At 68.6% G+C, this 18,741-nt stretch carries 17 protein-coding genes; 5 read left to right on the top strand and 12 right to left on the bottom strand.

What is annotated here, in order from left to right; translation table 11 throughout:
• Window positions 1-5: 5 nt before the first annotated feature.
• The 5 genes from ACMGFI_RS12080 to ACMGFI_RS12060 form a co-directional block, all read right to left on the bottom strand.
• Entirely contained in the window at window positions 6-2,345 is a 2,340-nt protein-coding gene (locus ACMGFI_RS12080; RefSeq protein WP_436909898.1) for an outer membrane protein assembly factor BamB family protein, read from the bottom strand.
• Window positions 2,346-2,631: 286 nt separating this feature from the next.
• On the bottom strand, window positions 2,632-3,918 hold the full coding sequence (locus ACMGFI_RS12075; protein ID WP_436909897.1) for a HEAT repeat domain-containing protein: 1,287 nt from the start codon (window positions 3,916-3,918) through the stop codon (window positions 2,632-2,634).
• Between the two features lie 85 nt (window positions 3,919-4,003).
• Window positions 4,004-4,912, bottom strand: a complete 909-nt coding sequence (locus tag ACMGFI_RS12070) for a M48 family metalloprotease (protein WP_436909896.1) — start codon at window positions 4,910-4,912, stop codon at window positions 4,004-4,006.
• A gap of 659 nt (window positions 4,913-5,571) precedes the next feature.
• A complete protein-coding gene (locus ACMGFI_RS12065; protein WP_436909894.1) occupies window positions 5,572-5,787 on the bottom strand; it encodes a hypothetical protein in 216 nt (71 codons plus the stop codon).
• Between the two features lie 197 nt (window positions 5,788-5,984).
• Window positions 5,985-6,515, bottom strand: a complete 531-nt coding sequence (locus ACMGFI_RS12060; RefSeq protein WP_436909893.1) for a TrmB family transcriptional regulator — start codon at window positions 6,513-6,515, stop codon at window positions 5,985-5,987.
• A gap of 469 nt (window positions 6,516-6,984) precedes the next feature.
• On the opposite strand from ACMGFI_RS12060, the gene ACMGFI_RS12055 reads away from it, so the two are divergent.
• Complete coding sequence (locus ACMGFI_RS12055; RefSeq protein ID WP_436909892.1) at window positions 6,985-7,788, top strand: hypothetical protein; 804 nt, start codon at window positions 6,985-6,987, stop codon at window positions 7,786-7,788.
• A 52-nt stretch (window positions 7,789-7,840) separates the two neighbouring features.
• Here ACMGFI_RS12055 and ACMGFI_RS12050 read toward each other — a convergent pair whose 3' ends face one another.
• Genes ACMGFI_RS12050 through ACMGFI_RS12030 form a run of 5 tightly spaced genes read right to left on the bottom strand, consistent with a single transcriptional unit; the run spans window position 7,841 to window position 12,224 of the window.
• On the bottom strand, window positions 7,841-8,302 hold the full coding sequence (locus tag ACMGFI_RS12050; protein ID WP_436909891.1) for a NuoI/complex I 23 kDa subunit family protein: 462 nt from the start codon (window positions 8,300-8,302) through the stop codon (window positions 7,841-7,843).
• A 52-nt stretch (window positions 8,303-8,354) separates the two neighbouring features.
• Window positions 8,355-9,428: a complex I subunit 1/NuoH family protein gene (locus tag ACMGFI_RS12045; protein WP_436909890.1), complete on the bottom strand. Its 1,074-nt coding sequence runs from the start codon at window positions 9,426-9,428 to the stop codon at window positions 8,355-8,357.
• Window positions 9,428-11,119, bottom strand: a complete 1,692-nt coding sequence (locus ACMGFI_RS12040; RefSeq protein ID WP_436909889.1) for an NADH-quinone oxidoreductase subunit D — start codon at window positions 11,117-11,119, stop codon at window positions 9,428-9,430. The genes ACMGFI_RS12045 and ACMGFI_RS12040 overlap by 1 nt, the downstream gene beginning before the upstream one ends.
• Window positions 11,116-11,814, bottom strand: coding sequence for an NADH-quinone oxidoreductase subunit B (locus tag ACMGFI_RS12035; protein WP_436909887.1), 699 nt, complete (start codon window positions 11,812-11,814; stop codon window positions 11,116-11,118). Before ACMGFI_RS12035 ends, ACMGFI_RS12040 begins: the two co-directional genes overlap by 4 nt.
• 2 nt (window positions 11,815-11,816) lie before the next feature.
• The gene (locus ACMGFI_RS12030; RefSeq protein ID WP_436909886.1) at window positions 11,817-12,224 is read right to left on the bottom strand and encodes an NADH-quinone oxidoreductase subunit A; all 408 of its coding nucleotides are present in this window, start codon (window positions 12,222-12,224) and stop codon (window positions 11,817-11,819) included.
• Window positions 12,225-12,398: 174 nt separating this feature from the next.
• Here ACMGFI_RS12030 and ACMGFI_RS12025 point away from each other — a divergent pair, with 174 nt between their 5' ends.
• Together ACMGFI_RS12025 and ACMGFI_RS12020 are read left to right on the top strand one after the other, a co-directional pair.
• Window positions 12,399-13,193, top strand: a complete 795-nt coding sequence (locus tag ACMGFI_RS12025; protein ID WP_436909885.1) for a class I SAM-dependent methyltransferase — start codon at window positions 12,399-12,401, stop codon at window positions 13,191-13,193.
• Window positions 13,194-13,300: 107 nt separating this feature from the next.
• Window positions 13,301-14,503: a carboxylate--amine ligase gene (locus tag ACMGFI_RS12020; RefSeq protein WP_436909884.1), complete on the top strand. Its 1,203-nt coding sequence runs from the start codon at window positions 13,301-13,303 to the stop codon at window positions 14,501-14,503.
• Between the two features lie 105 nt (window positions 14,504-14,608).
• Here ACMGFI_RS12020 and purE read toward each other — a convergent pair whose 3' ends face one another.
• Window positions 14,609-15,262, bottom strand: coding sequence for a 5-(carboxyamino)imidazole ribonucleotide mutase (gene purE / locus ACMGFI_RS12015; protein WP_436909882.1), 654 nt, complete (start codon window positions 15,260-15,262; stop codon window positions 14,609-14,611).
• A 165-nt stretch (window positions 15,263-15,427) separates the two neighbouring features.
• Here purE and ACMGFI_RS12010 point away from each other — a divergent pair, with 165 nt between their 5' ends.
• Entirely contained in the window at window positions 15,428-16,897 is a 1,470-nt protein-coding gene (locus ACMGFI_RS12010) for a PAS domain-containing protein (protein WP_436909881.1), read from the top strand.
• Between the two features lie 64 nt (window positions 16,898-16,961).
• Here the strand turns inward: ACMGFI_RS12010 and ACMGFI_RS12005 are convergent, their stop codons facing one another.
• Window positions 16,962-18,179, bottom strand: a complete 1,218-nt coding sequence (locus ACMGFI_RS12005; protein WP_436909880.1) for a 5-(carboxyamino)imidazole ribonucleotide synthase — start codon at window positions 18,177-18,179, stop codon at window positions 16,962-16,964.
• A 130-nt stretch (window positions 18,180-18,309) separates the two neighbouring features.
• Here ACMGFI_RS12005 and ribH point away from each other — a divergent pair, with 130 nt between their 5' ends.
• A complete protein-coding gene (gene ribH, locus ACMGFI_RS12000) occupies window positions 18,310-18,720 on the top strand; it encodes a 6,7-dimethyl-8-ribityllumazine synthase (RefSeq protein ID WP_436909878.1) in 411 nt (136 codons plus the stop codon).
• Window positions 18,721-18,741 lie beyond the last annotated feature (21 nt).

Below are 18,741 nucleotides of genomic sequence, written 5' to 3'. Positions count from 1 at the left end.
ACGACTCATGCTCCGTCGAAGATATCTTGGAGTACGTCTCGAAGGTACGCGACGTTATCGTGCCGGTTGGCTTTCTCCTTTGCGAGCGCTGTGAGAAGAATCTCGTCGAGAGCCTGCGGTACGTCCGCAACCTCGCTCGGGGGCGTGGGTTGTTCGACTTCCACTTGTTTGATGACCTCGAATGGTTGACCCTCGAACGGCGGGCGGCCGGTGAACAGTTCGTAGAACACCGCGCCAAGCTGGTAGACGTCGGTGATATCGTCGCTCGCGCCGAGGCTATCGTCGAACTGTTCGGGCGCGGCGTATTCGACCGTCATCCCGTCGATGCTTTTCGAGTGATCCAGCAGGTGTTTCGAGAGGCCCCAGTCGGCGACCTTCGGCGCGTCCCACGCGCCCTCGATACTCCGAAACAGGATGTTATGGGGATTCAGGTCGAGATGGGCGATCCCGCGCCGGTGGGCGTGACGTACACCTTTCGTGATGGCGATGGCGGTCCACAGCGCCTGATCGACGTCCATTTCGCCCGCTCGCTCGCCGAGATGACCGGCGTCCATGTACTCCATGGCGATCCAGGGGAGGGGTTCGGAGCCGTAGTCGACGACGCCGACGACATGGTCGTGATCGTCGAGTTTGTCCCAAGTCTCGGCCTCGTTGAGGAGACGCTCGACTTGCTCGCTGTGGAGCGTGCCGCTCATCCGCGGTTTCTTGATCGCGAGAGTCACGTCGCCGTCGAGAGTTGGAAGCCTCGCTTTCGTCACGTCAGCGTTGCCGCCGCCGCCGAGCGGTTCCTCGTTTGCGAGGGCGTCGAAATTGACATCCAGATCCGGCGCTCGGGGAATGGATTCGGGGATGCACCGATTCGATGGCGTCGGTGACAGATCCGATTTGTCGCGGCTGGCCATCTTCGTTCCTGCGGCGGACGAGTCGGCCCGGTCAGCGTTAGGTGGCGAGCTACCTGTTGAACCAACACTTTCGGCTGCACCGTTGGTGACCACGCCGCTGTCGGGCGTGTCACTGTCGGTCGTGGTCGTGTCCGTTCCGTCGGAGTCGCCGATGGCCCACCAGAGCGCACCACTGCCGCCGAGCGCGAGCAGTCCGAGCCCGGCCGCGATTGGGAGGAGTCCGAGGCCGTCATTTCCGTTCCGTTGTTCCGCTTGCAGGGCCGCCGTCGTCGCAGTTTCGGTCGGTGTCGATGTAGAAGTTCGACCGGCTAGCGCGTACACGTTGTCGTCGCTACTCCCGACGTAGACGGTTCCGTCCGCTATCGCCGGCGATGACGCCACCCAACTGCCGGTTTGGAATTGCCACTGTTCGGTGCCATCGGTCGCATCCAGCGCGTACACGTTGTTGTCCCAACTCCCGACGTAGACGGTCCCGTCGACCACCGCCGGCGACGAATACACCATACCGCCGGTTTCGTAGCGCCACTGTTCGGTGCCATTGGTCGCATCCAGCGCGTACACGTTGCTGTCGCGACTCCCGACGTAGACGGTCCCGTCGGCAACTGCCGGCGACGAATCCACGTCAGCGCCGGTTTGGAATTGCCACTGTTCGGTGCCATCGGCCGCATCCAGCGCGTACACGCTGCTGTCCCAACTCCCGACGTAGACGGTCCCGTCGGCCACCGCCGGCGACGAACGCACGTCAGCGCCGGTTTGGAATTGCCACTGTTCGGTGCCATCGGCCGCATCCAGCGCGTACACGTTGTCGTCGTTACTCCCGACGTAGACGGTCCCGTCCGCTATCGCGGGCGACGACTCCACCTTACCGCCGGTTTCGTAGCGCCACTGTTCGGTGCCTTCGGTCGTATCCAGCGCGTACACTTTGTAGTCTTTGCTCCCGACGTAGACGGTCCCGTCGGCCACCGCCGGCGACGAACGCACGTCAGCGCCGGTTTGGAACTGCCACTGTTCGGTGCCATCGGCCGTATCCAGCGCGTACACGTTGTCGTCGTGACTCCCGACGTAGACGGTTCCGTCCGCTATCGCCGGCGGCGACCTTACCGAAGGGTCGGTTTGGAATTGCCACTGTTGGGCCCCATCGGTCGCGTCCAGCGCGTACACGTTGCCGTCGTCACTCCCGACGTAGACGGTCCCGTCGGCCACCACCGGCGGCGACCATACCCGATCGCCGGTTTGGAATTCCCACTGTTGGTCGATATCTGCGACAGGGCCGGTATTGTTCGGTGCATTGCCCGTGTTTGCGTCGTCGTATCCAAACTGACGCCACTCCTCGGCGTCCTGTCGAGCCCTTCCCCTGTGTGCAGAGGAGACGAGCATCCCCTCACAGAGTATTGTCCCGCCAGTCGCCTGGAGAATCTGCCGACGGGTCGGACCGCTATCCATTCATGCCAGTTAATTGTGGGACGTGTATTCATACTGTCGATTATAGTCGTCTCACTGAGTCGTCAGGGGCTCTCTACAGGTGCTCGTGGTACTCCGCAACACGGCAGTACTCGTCTGTTTCCGCCGTGACTCGGTTCCAGATCAACCGAGAAGGAGCCGACACTGCGCCACACAGTCCCAATCGATCCCATAGCCGAAGAGCCGTTTCGACTCGCTCAGTTAGCAACACGAACTGAACATCGTCGCTCACAGACAACAGCACGGGAAGCCGGAACGAAAACGGGACTCAGACGGCCTTCTCGGCCTCGGACTGGACGAGGTAGGCGCGGTCGTCGGTGTACTCGGCGACCACGTCGAGTGCCCGTTCGGTGCCGATCTGGTTGAGCGCCCAGGCGGCGCTGGCCCGGACCTCGTTGGCCTCGTCGTTCTCCAGCACGTCCGCGAGCGGTTCGATGGCGCGGGTGTCGCCGAGCAGGCCGAGCGAGCGGGCCGCCGCCGATCGCACCTCGTAGTTGTCGGCGTCGAGGCGCTGGGCGACCGGCTCGACCGACTCCTCGCTCCCGATCTCGCCGAGCGCGCGGAGCGTGACCTTCTGGAGGGCGGCGTCGCCGTCGCCGTCGATGAAGTCGTGGAGCGTCTCGGTAGCGTCCTCGTTACCGATCTTCCCGAGGATCTCGACGGGTCGCTTGTTGCGCTTCTGGGCGCGCTGGTGGACGGCGTCGTAGGCCTCCTCGGGCCCCATCCGCCAGAGCGTGTCGAGGACGTTCTCCTCCATGAAGTCGGAGTCGAACGTCTCCAGCGCTTTGACGATGGGTTCGACCTCGCCGAGCTCCTCGTAGACCTTCACCGCGTTCCACTCGGCGGGGAAGTCCTTGCGGTTCTCCGACTCGAGCACGTCGTAGAACCCCTCGGCGTCCAGCTGTTCCCGGACCGTCAGATCGTCCCACTCCTCGGCGGCCTCCAGGTCGTCCTGCAGGGTCTCGGCCCCGTCCAGGAGGGCGGCGATGGTCTCGGCGTCCTCGTCGGGGTCGAGCGCGCTGCCCTCGACGACCTGGGCGGCCTGGTCGACGGCGTCGCCCAGGTCCGCCGGGTCGTCGCTCTCGGCCGAGAGGTCGGTGTCGAGCTGCTCGGCCGTGGTGCCGAGATACGACTGGACCGCGGTGACCACGTCGGGCCGGCCGTCTTCGGTCCAGCGGGTGTCGGTGATCGTCGACTGGGCCTCCTCGAGGACGGCGACCACGTCGTCGGCGTAGGGCCCGCGCTGGTCCTCCAGCTGGTCGCGCAGGTCCGCGATGCGGTCTTCGAGTTCGGCCGCCGGGTCCTCGGCGTCCTCGTCGTCCTCGTCGGGCTCGGGCAGGTCGGCCGCCTCCAGGTCGGCCTCGATCTCGTTCAGCTGCTCCTCGACCTCGTCGAGGTCGGCCTCGGTCTCGGCGGCCCCGAGGGCCTCCTCGGCGTCGTCGAGGCGCTGGTCGAGCGTGTCGGCCGACAGCGCCGTCTCCTCGGCCTCGTCCGCGTCGGCTTGCTCGTCGGCGGCCTCGGCGTCGTCGGCCGCTTCGTCGTCCCCGTTGCTCATACCCCGAAATGCGACTCTCCGGGCCAAAGGCGTTTCCATTCGGTAGCTCGGAGCGTCCCGCCGCTCGCTCGCGGGACCGCTCCCCTCAGTCCTCGAACTCGCCGGCCAGCTCCGAGAGCCGCTCGACGCGCTTCTCGGGGTCGGGATGGGTCTCCATGGCCTTCACGAGCCGCGATTTCGCCTCCGCGGGGACGATGAACAGGGCGTTCAGCTCGGCGTGGTCGCGCAGGTCCCGCTCGGGCGTCGCGGCCATCTCAGCCGAGATGGTCTCGATGGCGGCAGCCATCGCCGCGGGCTTGCCGGTGATGACGGCGGCGCCGCGGTCGGCGGCGTACTCGCGGTGGCGGGAGATGGCCCGCGAGACGAGGTAGCCCCCGAGCCACGCGACCGCCGAGACGGCGACGAACGCCCAGAGCCAGGGCATCCCGCCGTCGCCGCCGCCGGCGTCGCCCCCGCCGTCGCCGAACCACCAGAAGTTCCGCACGACCATCGCCGCGACGGTCACGAGGAACGTGACGACCGACATGACCAGCGCGTCGCGGTGTTTCACGTGGGCGATCTCGTGGGCCAGCACCGCGTCGAGTTCCTCGCCCTGCAGCGTGTCGAGCAGTCCCTCGGTGACCGCGACGACCGCGTCGTCGCGTCCCTTCGCGGTCGCGAAGGCGTTGGGCTGGGACTGCGGCGAGACGGCCACGTCGGGCTCGGGCACGCCGGCCTGGCTGGCGAGGCGGCTCACGCGCGCGTGAAGGTCGGGGTACTCGGCCTCCGTGACTCGGTCGGCGTCGAGCGCCTTCAGCGCGGCGTCGGGCGCATACTTGTACTGGAGGGAGACGAGCACGCCCGCGACGCCGACGACGAGGAGGAGGCCGGCGCTCCCGAGGGCGTCGGTCGCCCACCACGCGGCGACGCCGACGAACGCGGCGTACAGCACGGCCATCCCGGCCATCGCTGCCAGCATCCGAACCCGGAGGGACCAATCGGGTCTGGGCTGCATACTCGACCGTAGGGTTCGTACCCTGAAAGACGTTACTCCGCCACCGGCTTCGCCGGTGGGTCCCATCGCGGTCGGAGAGACGCTCACGCCCCGCTCCGTCGGCGGACGCTCAGTGCAGGCGGTAGCTGTTGCGGTGAGCGGTTGCGGTGCTGTCGGCGCGCGCTGGAGCGCGCGTTCATGCGCGCGACCGTAGCCGCGCGAGGTCTTCCCGAACTCGTGAGAGAAGGCTCGTCAGAGCTTGCCTCTGACGGTGGATGAGCGAGAGAGCGCAGCGAGAGAGCGAATCGGCTGGGGAGGTTCGTGGTCGTCTGCGGTGCTGTGCGGGCAGTAGCGGTGCCGTGCGGTCGCGGTCCCTGGTGGACTGAAAGGGCGAGGCGCGCTCGCGTTTATGTAGTCGCCTGAGCGGGCCACTATCCGCGCGGGCGGTGCGGAGAGCGCGGATATCCCGCTCAGCGACCGCGAGCGCGGCGAGGGCTTTCATCGCTTGCTGTCCCCTGCGGTGCTGACTCCAGCTAGCGAGCGCGCCGAGGACTTTCATCGCTTGCTGTCGAGTGCGGTCACTCTCGTACGACTTCAGTTCACGGCACGATCGACAGAAATCACTGATACCCTCACAAAACGGACCGAACAATCGCCCCCTTTGGCGCGAACGGGCGTCGTCACCGGCCCAGATACTTGTTCTCCGCGTCGACCGTGTTCGGGAGCCGGCGGGTCGACGCGCCGAACGTCGCCGCCGCGTCGTGGGCGTCGAACGGGTCCATCGGCGCCGGCTCGTCGTCGCTCGAATCGCTGGCGTCGGCTTCGAACTCGGTATCGCCGGTCGTGGTCTCGGCTGTCGGTGCGTCTCGGGTCTCCGGGGTCGCGTGTGTGCTCATCTGCGGTGTGTTGTCGGGTGCGGTCTGCGAACTGGACGACGCCGTCGGGGGAGAGAATCAGTGTACCGCTACTGCGAGCGCCGTCCGTGACATATCTCTCCGGAGGCCCCCATCGGTAATAAAAGTTCATGATCTACCCAGATAGACCGGCCGCCCGGAGTGGCCGTCGGGGTCACCCGCCGGAACCCGCTACGAGATTATCCGTCGGTAACTGGCGCCTCCATCCCGCTGACGGCGATCGAGATCCGGTTTCCGGTGTCGTTCACCGAGTGGACCTCGCCGGCCACGACGAGATCACCCTGGGCGGTCGGTCCGATGGCGACGGGGTCGCCGACCGAAAGCGACGGCATGGCGGTCTGGAACTCGACCCACGCCCGGCAGTCCGACGGGTGGTTCACGTTCGCGAAGGAGACGGACTCGACGGTGGCGTCGACGCGCTCGAAGTCGTGCGCGACCGTCACCGACTCGCGCTCGGCGTCGGGGTCACGGTCCAGCACCCGGAAGGCCTTCTCTGTCGGTTCGTACCCGCCGGTCGGCCCCGCGACGCCCTCGACCAGCCCGAGCGACTCCAGCTGGGGCATCTTGTTCCTGATCGTCCCCGGCGACCGGTCCATCCGATCGGCGAGGACGCCGGAGCTGACCGGCGAACCGCGCTGCTGGTACTCGTTGACCAGCACCGTCAGCGCCCGCCGCTGGCTCTCGTAGAGGTCGAGTGAATCCGCGCTCATCTACCGGACGTTCGGTCCGGGGACATATCGCTATTTGGATCGGTGCCACATCTGCACACCCGACCCGCTCCGCCGTCCTGAACTGATTCGTCCGTCCCCGCGGTCGCCGCCGACTCGGCTCGTTCGTTCGCCTCCGGGAACCGATCCACCGGGCTCGATCACGGGCTGTCCCGATGATATCAACTCCGATAATCGACAATCGCGCGGAGGAACGCCGGTTCGAGCGAGCGTTCGTCGGTCGGCCGCAGTCGTGGAACTGATGGGCATCGATCCGTCAGATCGCCCAATCGACCCGCTCGGGGGAGCGATCCGAGGAACGATCCGAATTATCGGAACTGAGATCCGTGAACCATCGGCGGCGATTAAGGCGGGCGCGCGCGACCCTCCGGTAGATGACGCACACGAGACGACTGCTACGGCGGGACCGCGGTACTCGGGGGGACCGCGGCGGGCGCGACCACCACCTGACATGAGTTACGAACACCTCGCCGGGCGGCTCATCGAGACCCAGCGGTCGATGCTCGGCGCCTCGGCGGTCGAGATCGCCCGCTCGACCGGCGGCATCACCGTCGACGACGACGGGACCGTCACCGAGATCGAGGACGACCAGCTGGCGGTCGTCGACACCCTCGCCCGGCGATACGTGGACGTACTGGGCGACGCCGCCGAGTCGCGACTGCGCTCGGCCGCCAGGGAGTTCGAGGGCGAACTCGTCCTACCGCCCGCGCTCGGCGGCCCGGAACCCGCCGAACGCCCCCACCTCGACGGCGCGCCCGGGGAACCGGCCGCGACCGACTCCCCCGCCGGCGGGCGCGTCGACGGTGCGGTCTCCGACGGGGGGACCGTCGCCGTCGACTCGGCCCCGCCCGACGACGAATTCGACGGCGCTGTCGACCGCCCCGCGGACGCCGAGCGAGGAACGGACCCCGGAGGCGGCGCCGAAACGGGGGCCGTCCCGGAACCCGTCACGGTCGAGTACACCGTCGCGAGCGACCTCGACGCCGCGGTCGTCGACGACCCCCTCGCCTCGGTGTACTTGCTCCCCGAATCCGGGGACGGCTGGCAGACGCCGGTCAGCGTCGAACGGGCCGTGGCCGACCTCGTCTCCCGGGCGACGACCCTGCGCGACGCGGCGGTCGACGGCGTCGTCGACGCCATCGACCCGGCGCGCCTCCTCGCGACCCTCCGCGGCGAGAACGGGGAGACGGTGTCGTTCGTCCACGCGGGCGTCACCGTCACCGTCCACCGGAGCGGGTCGCTGGCCGTCCACTGAACTGCCGTCGGTCGGCCCGCACGAACCGAAGCGTCGAAAAATCCGAGTCGCGTTACTGATAGTCGACTTCGCCTTCGCCCTCGCCGATCCACCCGCCGCGGTCCGGTTCGCGGGACTCCAGCGGGTCGATATCCTTGTACCAGGGGACGTTCTTGAGCTGTTCTTTGTCGAGGACAAACTCGTCTTTGGTGTCGGCGGTCCACTCGAAGTTCTGGGTCAGCAGGATGGCGTCGACGGGGCAGACCTCCTCGCAGAGTCGGCAGTAGATGCACTGGCCGATGTGGAGGTTGTACTGCTCGCCGTTGCGCTGGTCGTCGGTGACGATCTGGATGGTGTCGTTCGGGCAGACGTTCTCGCACTGGCGACACCAGATACAGCGCTCCTGGCTGAACTTGTGGACGCCGCGGAACCGCGGGCTCACTTCCGGCGCGGTCTCGGGGTACTCGACGGTGAACGTCTCGCCGTCGAGCGCGTGTTTCATCGTCGTTGCCATCGACTTGAGGAGTCCTATCATTGGGGGTCACCTCCGCGTGTCGCGTGTGTCGGAGTCGGAGCCGGGGTCGCACTCATGCGTTGACCACCCCGACGATGACGGCGGTCAGGACCAGATTGGCAAAGGAGAGGACGAGCATGCCCTTCCAGCCGATCTGGATGAGCTGGTCGATGCGCAGTCGCGGGATCGCCGACCGGGCCCACTGCGTGAACAGGTAGACGGCGATCATCTTCGCGAAGAACCAGACGACGCCCGGGAGCACCGGCCCCGAGGCGCCGCCGAGGAAGATCGTCGCGATGATCGCGCCGCCGAGGAAGATGTGGATGAACTCCCCGAGGTAGATGAGCACGAAGTACACCGAGGAGTACTCCGTCTGGTAGCCGGCGACGATCTCGGTCGGCGCCTCCGGGATGTCGAACGGGTTGCGCCCGACCTCCGCCAGGTTCGCGACGAGGAACAGGACGAAGGCGAACGGGTTGACGAAGGCGTACCACGACGGGATCGGGACGCCGCCGAGGGTGACCAGCGTCTGACGCTGCATCTCGACGATGGTCGACATCTGCAGCGACCCGGCGAAGATGACGACCGACGCGCCGGTCAGCACCAGCGGGATCTCGTAGGCGAGGTTCTGCGCGACCGCGCGCAGCCCGCCGAGGAACGAGAACTTGTTGTTCGACGCGTAGCCGGCCATCAGGAGGCCCAGCGACGCGATCGACGCGACCGCGAACACGTAGGCCAGCCCCGTCTCGGGGTCGGCCAGCTGCAGGTTGTTGCCGAACGGGATGACCGCGAAGCCCAGCAACGCGGAACTGGCGATGACCAGCGGCGCCAGGTCCCAGGCCGGGCGGTCGACGCCCTCGGGGACGATGAGCTCCTTCGACAGCAGGCGCACGGCGTCGGCCGGGATGATCAGCAGGCCGTAGGGCCCGTGGCGGTTGACCGCGATGCGGTCGGTGAACGCCGCGGTGATCTTCCGCTTGCCCCAGATGCCGAGCACGGCGGTCATCGTCAGCAGCACCGTCGCGATGATGCCGCCGGCGACGATGCTCGTCACCACGATGACCCAGGTCTCGCTGACGTCGAGCCCGAGCAGGTCGGCGATCATCTCGGGGAACGGCGTCCCCGACTGGAGCGCCGGCGCGACCATCAGCGGTCCACCTCCCCGAGGACGATGTCCAGGCTACCGAGCGAGGCGATCATGTCCGGGATGAACTCGCCCTCGGACATGACCGGCAGGGTCTGGAGGTTCGAGAAACACGGGCTCCGGATCTTGAACCGCGCCGGCTTGTCGGTGCCGTCGCTACGGATGTAGATGCCGAGTTCGCCCTTTGCGGCCTCGACGGCCCGGTAGATCTCCGTGTCGGGGTCCGGCCGTAGCGTGCGGGGGACGTTCGACTGGATCTCCCGCTCGTCTTCGGGCCAGTCCTCCAGCAGGTCGACGCACTGCTCGATGATGCGCGCGGACTGCTCGACTTCGCGCATCCGGACGAGCAGGCGCGCGAAGTTGTCGCAGCCGTCCTCGGTGACCACGTCCCAGTCGAGTTCGGGGTAGTAGCCGTACGGGTCGTCGCGGCGCAGGTCGTAGTCGATGCCCGACCCGCGGGCGACCGGCCCCGTTGCACCGTAGGACTTGGCCTCCTCCGGCGGCAGGACCCCCGTGTCGACCGTCCGCATCTGGAGGATCTCGTTGGAGGTCATCATGTCGTGGTACTCCGTGAGCCGCTCGGGGAGCTCGTCGATGAAGTCGCGGATCTTCTCGAAGAACTCCTCGCGGGGCTCGGGCAGGTCCCACGCCACGCCGCCCAGCCGCAGGTAGTTGAACATCAGCCGCTGGCCGGTCAGGTCCTCGAGGATGTTCTGGACCGTCTCCCGGTCGCGGATGGCGTACATGAACAGCGCCGTGAAGTCGCCGTAGATGTCCAGCGCGAACGTGCCCAGCGCGAGCATGTGGCTCGCGATCCGGCACAGCTCCGCGGACATCGTCCGGACGACCTGCGCGTACTCGGGCACCTCGATGTCCGCCAGGTCCTCGGCCGCGCGGGCGTACGCCCACTCGTTGAGGATGCCCGCCGAGATGTAGTCCCAGCGGTCGGGGTAGGGCATGATCTGGTGGCGGTAGGTGCCCTGCTGGCAGAGCTGCTCCTCGCAGCGGTGGAGGTAGCCGATGTCCGGGTCCAGATCGGCGATCTGCTCGCCGTCGAGCACCGTCTCGATGTGGAGCACGCCGTGGGTCGCGGGGTGGTGGGGACCGATGTTGACGAACATCGTGTCCGTGTCGTCCTCCCCGCGGTGGTCCTCCTGCAGCGGATTGGCGTGTTCCCGAAGCGTGACGATCTGCGGTTCCTCGCCGCTGAAGTCCTGCGAGAGCGGGTGGCCCTGCCAGGTCTCCGGCAGGAGGATCCGGCGCAGGTCCGGGTGGCCCTCGTACTCGATGCCGACGAGGTCGTAGGCCTCCCGCTCGTGCCAGTCGGCGGTGCGGTAGACCGGCTCGGCGCTCTCGCTGACCGGCTCGTCTCTCGGCGTCGGGACGACGACCGACACCTCCTGGGTGGGGTCGTCGTACTTCTTGAGGTGGTAGATCGACTCGTAGCGGTCGTCGTACTCCTGTGCGGTGACGCAGGAACAGTGGTCGAAGCCGGCCTCGTCGCGCAGAGTGAACAGGGCGTCCTGTACCTCGTCGGGCCGGACGACGAACCCCTCGGCGTTGACGTGCTGTTCGCGGTCGACGACGGTGTCGCCCAGCAGCGCGGCGAGTTCGTCGTAGTCGAGTTCGCCCTCGGAGACGCCGACCTGCTCCTCCGTCGCGAGCACGTCGCTCTCCGGTTCCTCCAGGCTCATGGCGAGTCACTCCAGTTGTACCGCATCACGAGGTCCTCCTCGTCGATCTCGGCGGCGAGCTTGTCGACGAGCTCGTCCTGTTCGAGGTCGCCGAACTGCTCCAGCTCGTAGGGCTTGACCGTCACGGGGGCGGACTCGCCGTTGGCGATGCGCTCCTGGAGCTTGGCGACGCCGTAGACGAGCGCCTCCGGACGCGGGGGGCAACCCGGGACGTGGATGTCGACCGGGATGACCTCCTCGGCGCCCTTGATGACGTTGTAGCCCTCCTGGAACGGGCCGCCGGAGATGGTACACGAGCCCATCGAGACGACGAACTTGGGCTCGGGCATCTGGTCGTAGACGCGCTTCATCCGCGGGGCGAACTTCGAGACGATGGTCCCCGGGACGATGATCACGTCGGCCTGGCGGGGCGAGGCGCGGGGGACGCCGGCGCCGAAGCGGTCGAGGTCGTGTTTGACCGCGTAGGTGTGCATCATCTCGATGCTGCAGCAGGCGATCCCGAACTGCAGCATGAACATCGACGAGCCCCGGACCCAGTTCATGAACTTGTCGAACTTCGTGAGGATGAACGGCGTGGAGCCGAACGCCTCGCGGAGCGTCGAGTTGAACCGGTCGTCCGCGCCCTCGCCCAGCCGCGCGTCCTGGGTCGATTGGATGTCTGTGCCGTCGGCCGTTGGTGTGTGGTCGCTGCTCATGATTACTGTTCGACCCGCTGTGCTTGCGCGCGCGGGCTGCGGATCCATCTGACCGCACCGTTGCGCCACGCCCAGCCGAGCCCGATGACGAGGATTCCGACGAAGACGAGCATCGGGACCAGCGCCTCGGCGAGTCCGACGTTGGCGACCGCGTCGCGGTAGATGACCGTCCACGGGAAGATGAGGACGGTCTCGATGTCGAAGACGACGAACAACAGCGCGACCATGTAGTACTGGATGTTGAACTTGATGCGCGTGTCGCCCGTCGGGACCTCGCCGCTCTCGTAGACGGCGCGTTTCCCCTGTTCCGGCACGCTCGGCCGCAGCAGCGCCGACGCCACCATCATACTGATGGGGATGGCGAGCGCGACGACGGCGAGCGCCCCGATGGCTATCCATGGGTTACTCATGACTCTCTATCGTTCGACGGTTTGGGGTGGTGCCATATAAGGGTTGATTGTTGTCCTCGGGCGGTTTCGAGCCGCGACTCCCCGAAACACGTTCGGCCGGCGGTACGGCCGACCTACCGACCCCGCCGGCCGACAGCTTCTTGCGTCCCCGGTCGGTTCTCACGGTTCCGACCCATGCCCCCAGGGGCAGACCCCTTCCGGAGCGCCGAACCGTACTACGCCCGGTACCGACCTCGATACGGCGACCGGCCGATCGACCACCTCGTCGACCGCTTCGCCCTCGACGAGTCCTCGCGCGCGCTCGACCTGGGCTGTGGCGCCGGACAGATCGCCGTCCCGCTCGCCGCTCGCGTCGGCCGCGTCGTCGGGATGGACCCCAGCGAGGCGATGCTCGACGGCGCGCGCGAGCAGTCCCGGCAGGCCGGCGTCGAGAACGTCGAGTGGGTCCAGGGTTCGGACGCCGACCTCCGGGGAGCGCTCGGTGACGACCTGGAGACGTTCGACGTGACGACGGTGGGCCGGGCGTTCCACTGGATGGACCGCGGGCCGACGCTCGACGGGATCCGCGAGCTGACCCGCCCGGGCGGGGGCGTCGCGATCTTCGACGACACCGAGTGGCTCACGAGCGGCGAGCGCGCGTGGCAGGACGAGGTCTACGGCCTCGCGGACGAGTACCTCGACGACCTGCCCGAGCGGACCGGCCCCCGCACCGAACCGTACGAGAACCCCTACGACGAGATGCTCGCCGACCGCGGGTTCGCGGACGTCGAAGTGGCGACGTTCGAGCGGACCCGGGAGTGGAGCGTCGACGAGGTGGTCGGCTACGTCTTCTCGCTGTCCTGCTGCTCGCCCGCGACCTTCGGCGACGAGAAGGCGGACTTCGAGGCCGAACTGCGCGAGCGGCTCGACGCGCTGGGCGGCCCGTTCGGTCAGGACGACGAAGTGACCGTGATCTCGGGGTGCGTGTAGGCGAAGCAGGCGGGTCCGGGACGGGACCGGGTTTCGTCTGTTCTTCCCGTTCCGCGCCCCGATAACCGTGAAATTACCAAACCCATCGATCACGTAGAAAGAACACGATGAGTGACTCGCGGGGCGAAGCCGGAGACGCCGTCGTCGTCCCGGCCGTCGCGTCGGGGAGCAGTATCACGAGCATCCGCTCTCTCGGTCGCCGCGGCGTCGGGACGGTCGCCGTCTCGGCCGGGGGCGGCGAACAGGCGGTCCGTTCGGAATACTGCGACGAATCGCGTGACGCTCCGTCGCCGTTCGACGACCTCCGGGGATACCGGGACGCGCTGCTCTCGGTGGCCGAGCGGGACGACGTCGCGACGGTCGTCCCGCTCCAGGAGGCCGACATCTACGTGCTCTCGAAGCATCGGGCGGCGTTCGACGACCGCGTCGGGACGGCCTGGCCCGCGTTCGAACGGGTCAGGGGAGTCCAGGACTGGCTCAGGCTCCGCGAGGACGCGGCCGAGGCCGGGATCCCGACCCCGGAGACGGGACTGCTCGACGAGTGGGACGACTGGGACCGCCCGGTCGTCGTCAAGTCCCGGTACTCGATCCGCGAGGAGGAAAACGAGTTGACGGTGCCGGGGATGCGGGTCGTCGAGCCCGGAACGGCGCCGGACAGACAGGCGATCGTCGACGAGATGGGCCACGTCCCGATCGCACAGGAGTACGTGCCCGGGCGCGCGGAACACGGCTTTTTCGCCCTCTGCGAGGACGGCGACCCGATCACCACGTTCCAGCACCGGCGGGTCCGCAGCTACTCCTACACCGGCGGGGCGAGCGTCTACCGCAAGTCCGTCGACATCCCGGCGCTCGCGCGACGCGGGACGGAACTGCTGTCGTCGCTCGACTGGCACGGACCGGCCATGGTCGAGTTCAAGTTCGACCCGCGCGACGGCCGGTTCAAGCTGATGGAGGTCAATCCGCGCTTCTGGGGGTCGCTGGCGCTCCCCCTGCACGCGGGCGTCGACTTCCCCTACCGCTACTACCGGCTGGCGGCGGGCCGCCCGATCCGCCGCGACCCGGCCCACGCGACCGGCGTCGGATGCCACCTCGTGCGCGGCGAGGTGAGTTACCTGCACAGCGTCGTGCGCTCCGACGGCGAGTACGAGAGCCCGCCGTCGCTGTCGCGGACCGTCCCGGAGATGCTGGCGTCGTTCGCCAGCCACCCCAACTTCGACTACCTCTCCCTGGAGGACCCGATGCCGTTCGTGGCCGACATCCTCACAGCGGCCGGCGTGGAGTCGCCGCCGACGCTCCCGGAACGAGGCTGAGTATCGCGCCGGGGAAGCGACCTCATACAGACTGCTGTACGTCAGTACCGCATCGACCGGCCGCTGTCGGGCGGTCGTCGCGGGACACAGTTACAGCAGTCCGTATCACTCCTCGCCCCAGTACTGGTCTTTGAACCCCGGCGTGCCGAGTTCGTGCAGGTCCCGGGAGACCTCGCCGACCTCCGTCTGGAGCCCCTCGTGGTACTCGACGAGTCGCTCGCGGATCTCGGGGTACTGCCGGGAGAGGATCTGGGCCGCCGTGAGCGCGGCGTTGAACGACTTGCCGGCGTCGACGGCGGTGATCGGCGCGCCCTGGGGCATCCCGATGACGGAGTCGACGGACTTCTCCTGGACGGGGACGCCGATGACCGGCAGCGGGTAGGCGATTGAGGCGGTCATGTTCGGCAGGTCGGCGGACTTGCCGCCCGCGCCGGCGATGATCACGTCGATCCCGCGGGCCTCGGCCGTCTCGGCGTAGGCGTACATCAGGTCGGGCGTGCGGTGGGCCGAGACGACGAACGTCTCGAAGGTGAACCGGCTCTCGGGGGCGTCCTCGTAGTCGGTCTGCTCCGCGAAGCCGAGTTCGTCGGCCAGGGCGGCCGTCGCGCCCGGACGTTTGCCCTGCCCGCCGGCCATCGTCGGCAGGTCCGAGTCCGACCCCATGACGATGCCCACGTCGGGGGTCGCCTCGTTCGGCAGGTCCATCCCGGCCTGTTCGTGCAACTGGTCGATGATCGACTGGACGGAGTCGGCGGTCATGGGCGAGTGTCCGCGGCGCGGGGCCGTAAGCGTGTGCGATCCGGAGCGACACCGCGTTCCCGACCGGGGACAGCGACCGCCGGCCGCTCGCGAGCGCGCCGACGACCGGGATACCATAGTGTTCGGGCATCTCTTTCTTCCGTCCGAGCGGTCGATATTCGGGGAATGGTGCCACCACTGGGGGACGGCGGGTCTCTCCCGCCGGATGCCGAGCTCGACGCGCTGGTCACGGCGTTCCCGGACGTGGGGTTCATCCTCGACGCGGACGGGACGTACGTGCAGGTGCTATCGAGCCCGGCGTCCCGGGAGTTGCTCTACGACGACCCCGGGTCGCTGCTGGGCGAGCGGGTCGACGAGGTGTTCGACGACGAGACGGCCGACCGGGTCGTGACGAACCTGGAGGCGGCGCTGGAGACCGGCGAGGTCCGGACCTTCGAGTACACGCTCGACGTGGGCGACGGCGAGCGGTGGTTCGAGGGCCGGATCGCGCCGGTCCGCGGCGAGGAGTACGACCACGTCGTCTACGTCGCGCGCGACGTCACCACCCGCAAGCGGCGCGAGCGGGAACTCGCCCGCCAGCGGGGGTACATGCACGCGATGCTGGACTCGCTGGACGACCTGTTCTACGCGCTCGACCGCGACGGGAACCTCGTCGACTGGAACCGGACCGTCGAGACGGTCACCGGCTACGAGGGCGAGGAACTGGCGGGCTGTGGCGTCACGGAGCTGTTCGGGGGCGACGCGACCGAGCGGCTGGCGACGTTCGTCGCCGAGGTGTTCGAGGAGGGGTCGGCTCGCCGGGTCACGGAGGTCCAGCCCAAGAGCGGCGGGCCGATCCCCTACGAGTTCGTCGCCGCGCTGTTCGACGACCCCGACGGGGAGAATCTGGTCGTCGGGGTCGGCCGGGACGTGAGCGAGCGCCGCGAGCGCGAGGAGCAGGTCCGCGTGTTCGGGCGCGTCCTGCGACACAACATGCGCAACAAGATGACTGTCGTCGACGGCACCGCCGAGTTTCTGGAGCGGGGGGAGTCCGCCGAGGCGGGCGGCGACGCCGCCGCGGCGGAGCGCATCCGGTCGGCCGCCCGGGACCTGATGCAACTCACGGAGAAGGCCCACGACGCGACGGAGGTCCTGCTGCACGAACACCACCACGGCGCGGTCGACGTGGACGCGGTCGTCGCGGGCATCGTCGAGGAGTTCGACGCGCGCGAGGGTCGAGCGACCGTCTCGTACGACGGCGACGGCGACGCGACCGCCAGGGCCATCCCCGCCATCGGGCAGGCCGTCGAGGAGCTGGTCGAGAACGCGGTCCAGCACGGGGGCGACCGAGATCCGGGCGCGTCGACGGTCCGGGTGGCGGTCGACGCGGACGGCGACGCGGTGACCGTGACGGTGAGCGACGACGGGCCGGGGCTGCCCGACCACGAGGCCAACATCATCACCGAGCACCGCGAGATCTCGCCGGTGTTCCACGCCAGCGGGATGGGGCTGTGGCTGGTCCGCTGGATCGTCAGGCGATCCCGCGGCGAGGTCGATATCGTCGAGCGCGGCCCCGACGGGACGACGATCGAGATAGCACTCCCCCGGGCCGAGGGGGAGACCGACGACGGCGGAACCGGACCGTCCTCCCCGTGACGGCCCCGCCGTCGCCTCGTTCAGCACCGTCGGCTCTCCTCGCTCCCAAACCGTCAGGTCCTCCTCACTCCCGGAACGTCAGCCCGTCCCGTAGCTCGCGGGCGTCGGCCAGCAGCCGGTCCGTCCGCTCGTCGCCCTCGCCGACGAGCGTCACGTGGCCCATCTTCCGGAGGCGGTAGACCTCCCGCTTGCCGTACCAGTGGAGGTGCGCGCGCGGCCGCTCGAAGACGGCGTCCTCGCCGGAGAGCGTGGCGACCTGACGCTCCTCGACATCGCCCAGAACGTTCGCGGACACCGCGGGCGCGCGCCGGCCGGTGTCGCCCAGCGGGCGGCCGGTCACGGCCCGGACGTGCTGTTCGAACTGCGAGGTGTGACACCCCTCGATGGTCCAGTGGCCGGAGTTGTGCGGCCGCGGGGCGATCTCGTTGAGCAGGATCCCGTCGTCCGGTCCCTGGAACAACTCGATCCCGTAGACGCCCCGGCCCTCCATCACGTCGAGCACGTCGAGAGCGACCTCGCGTGCGCGCTCGCGGACGGCCTCGTCGGCCTCCGGCGGCGAGCGAGTCTCCCGCAGGATCTCCTCGCGGTGGATCGTCTCGGTGACCGGGAAGGTGTCGCGTTCGGGCGCCCCGCCGTCGCCCCACTGTTCGCTCCCGAGACAGCCCATCACGGCCAGTTCGCGCTCGAAGTCGACCATCTCCTCGACCATCGCGACGCCCGACGGGTCCGCCTGACTGCCGTCCTGGGCGGCGTCGACGATCTCGTCGAACGCCGCCTCCACGTCGTCGGGGGAGTCGACGGGGACGTTCCCGCGGCCGTCGTAGCCGCCCTTCCGGGCCTTGAGCATCGCGGGATACCCCAGGTCGTCGAGCGCGTCGCGCAGTTCGTCGGCGGAGTTCACCTCGCGGAACTCGGGGACCGGGACGCCCGCCTCGGCCAGCCGGCGCTTCTGGACGAGCTTGTCCTCGATGATCCGCAGCGTCTCGGGGTCGGGGTGGACCGGCGTGTCGGTCTCCTCGCTCACCCGCTCCAGCAGGTCGGGGTCGGTGAGTTCGATCTCGAAGGTGAGGAAGTCGGACCGCTCGGCGAGCTCGCGGACGGCCTCGAGGTCGTCGAAGTCGCCGACGACCTGGTCGCGGGCGACCGGCGCGGCCGGGGCGTCGGGGGTCGGGTCGCTGACGACGACCTCGACGCCGAGCGGCGCCGCGGCCTCGGCGAGCATCCGGCCGAGCTGGCCGCCGCCGACGACGCCGAGCGTCGGTCCGGGCGAGGTGAGTGTCATTGCGCCGGGGTTGCCCACCGGCGGGAATAAGCGTGTCCCTCTCCGGCGGGCGGCCGTCGACGGGGGCGAACTGCGGTCGCGACGGTGCGGGTTCGGTAGTTCTTTTATGCGCGCTCGCTTCGCCCCGGATATGGTACAGCTCGGTCTGGTGGTCGCCCAGTTCGACAAGGAGGGGTCGGTCGTCGACGCGATGGAGGCGGCGGCCCGCGAGGCCGCCGCCGAGCGCGACGCGGAGGTCGCCGCGACCGTCGAGGTGCCCGGCTCCTACGACACGCCGCTGGCCGCCGACCGGCTGGCCCGCCGCGACGACATCGACGCCGTGGCCGTCATCGGCGCCATCGTCGAGGGCGACACCGACCACGACGAGGTCATCGCCGACGCCGCCGCGCAGGGGCTCACGGACGTGAGCCTCGACCGGGACACCCCGGTCGCGTTCGGCGTCACCGGCCCCGGGATGAGCACGGCCGAGGCGAAGGCGCGGACCGACTACGGCGCGACCGTCGTCGACAGCGCCGTCGACCTCGTCGAACAGCTCCCGTGACCACACCGCGGACGACTACAT

Origin of the sequence: Halosimplex marinum, assembly GCF_051414075.1 — an archaeon.
Classification (GTDB): domain Archaea; phylum Halobacteriota; class Halobacteria; order Halobacteriales; family Haloarculaceae; genus Halosimplex; species Halosimplex marinum.
This window is presented reverse-complemented; position numbering and strand designations above follow the sequence as displayed.

Bases quoted from the DNA above. Each gene is read 5' to 3' on its own strand.
- ACMGFI_RS12020 (WP_436909884.1), top strand. From the start codon at position 13,301: ATGAGTGACTCGCGGGGCGAAGCCGGAGACGCCGTCGTCGTCCCGGCC.
- ACMGFI_RS12065 (WP_436909894.1), bottom strand. From the start codon at position 5,787: ATGAGCACACACGCGACCCCGGAGACCCGAGACGCACCGACAGCCGAG.
- ACMGFI_RS12005 (WP_436909880.1), bottom strand. From the start codon at position 18,179: ATGACACTCACCTCGCCCGGACCGACGCTCGGCGTCGTCGGCGGCGGC.
- ACMGFI_RS12050 (WP_436909891.1), bottom strand. From the start codon at position 8,302: ATGATAGGACTCCTCAAGTCGATGGCAACGACGATGAAACACGCGCTC.
- ACMGFI_RS12035 (WP_436909887.1), bottom strand. From the start codon at position 11,814: ATGAGCAGCGACCACACACCAACGGCCGACGGCACAGACATCCAATCG.
- ACMGFI_RS12075 (WP_436909897.1), bottom strand. From the start codon at position 3,918: ATGAGCAACGGGGACGACGAAGCGGCCGACGACGCCGAGGCCGCCGAC.
- ribH (WP_436909878.1), top strand. From the start codon at position 18,310: ATGGTACAGCTCGGTCTGGTGGTCGCCCAGTTCGACAAGGAGGGGTCG.
- ACMGFI_RS12040 (WP_436909889.1), bottom strand. From the start codon at position 11,119: ATGAGCCTGGAGGAACCGGAGAGCGACGTGCTCGCGACGGAGGAGCAG.
- ACMGFI_RS12030 (WP_436909886.1), bottom strand. From the start codon at position 12,224: ATGAGTAACCCATGGATAGCCATCGGGGCGCTCGCCGTCGTCGCGCTC.
- ACMGFI_RS12060 (WP_436909893.1), bottom strand. From the start codon at position 6,515: ATGAGCGCGGATTCACTCGACCTCTACGAGAGCCAGCGGCGGGCGCTG.
- purE (WP_436909882.1), bottom strand. From the start codon at position 15,262: ATGACCGCCGACTCCGTCCAGTCGATCATCGACCAGTTGCACGAACAG.
- ACMGFI_RS12080 (WP_436909898.1), bottom strand. From the start codon at position 2,345: ATGGATAGCGGTCCGACCCGTCGGCAGATTCTCCAGGCGACTGGCGGG.
- ACMGFI_RS12055 (WP_436909892.1), top strand. From the start codon at position 6,985: ATGAGTTACGAACACCTCGCCGGGCGGCTCATCGAGACCCAGCGGTCG.
- ACMGFI_RS12070 (WP_436909896.1), bottom strand. From the start codon at position 4,912: ATGCAGCCCAGACCCGATTGGTCCCTCCGGGTTCGGATGCTGGCAGCG.
- ACMGFI_RS12025 (WP_436909885.1), top strand. From the start codon at position 12,399: ATGCCCCCAGGGGCAGACCCCTTCCGGAGCGCCGAACCGTACTACGCC.
- ACMGFI_RS12010 (WP_436909881.1), top strand. From the start codon at position 15,428: ATGGTGCCACCACTGGGGGACGGCGGGTCTCTCCCGCCGGATGCCGAG.
- ACMGFI_RS12045 (WP_436909890.1), bottom strand. From the start codon at position 9,428: ATGGTCGCGCCGGCGCTCCAGTCGGGGACGCCGTTCCCCGAGATGATC.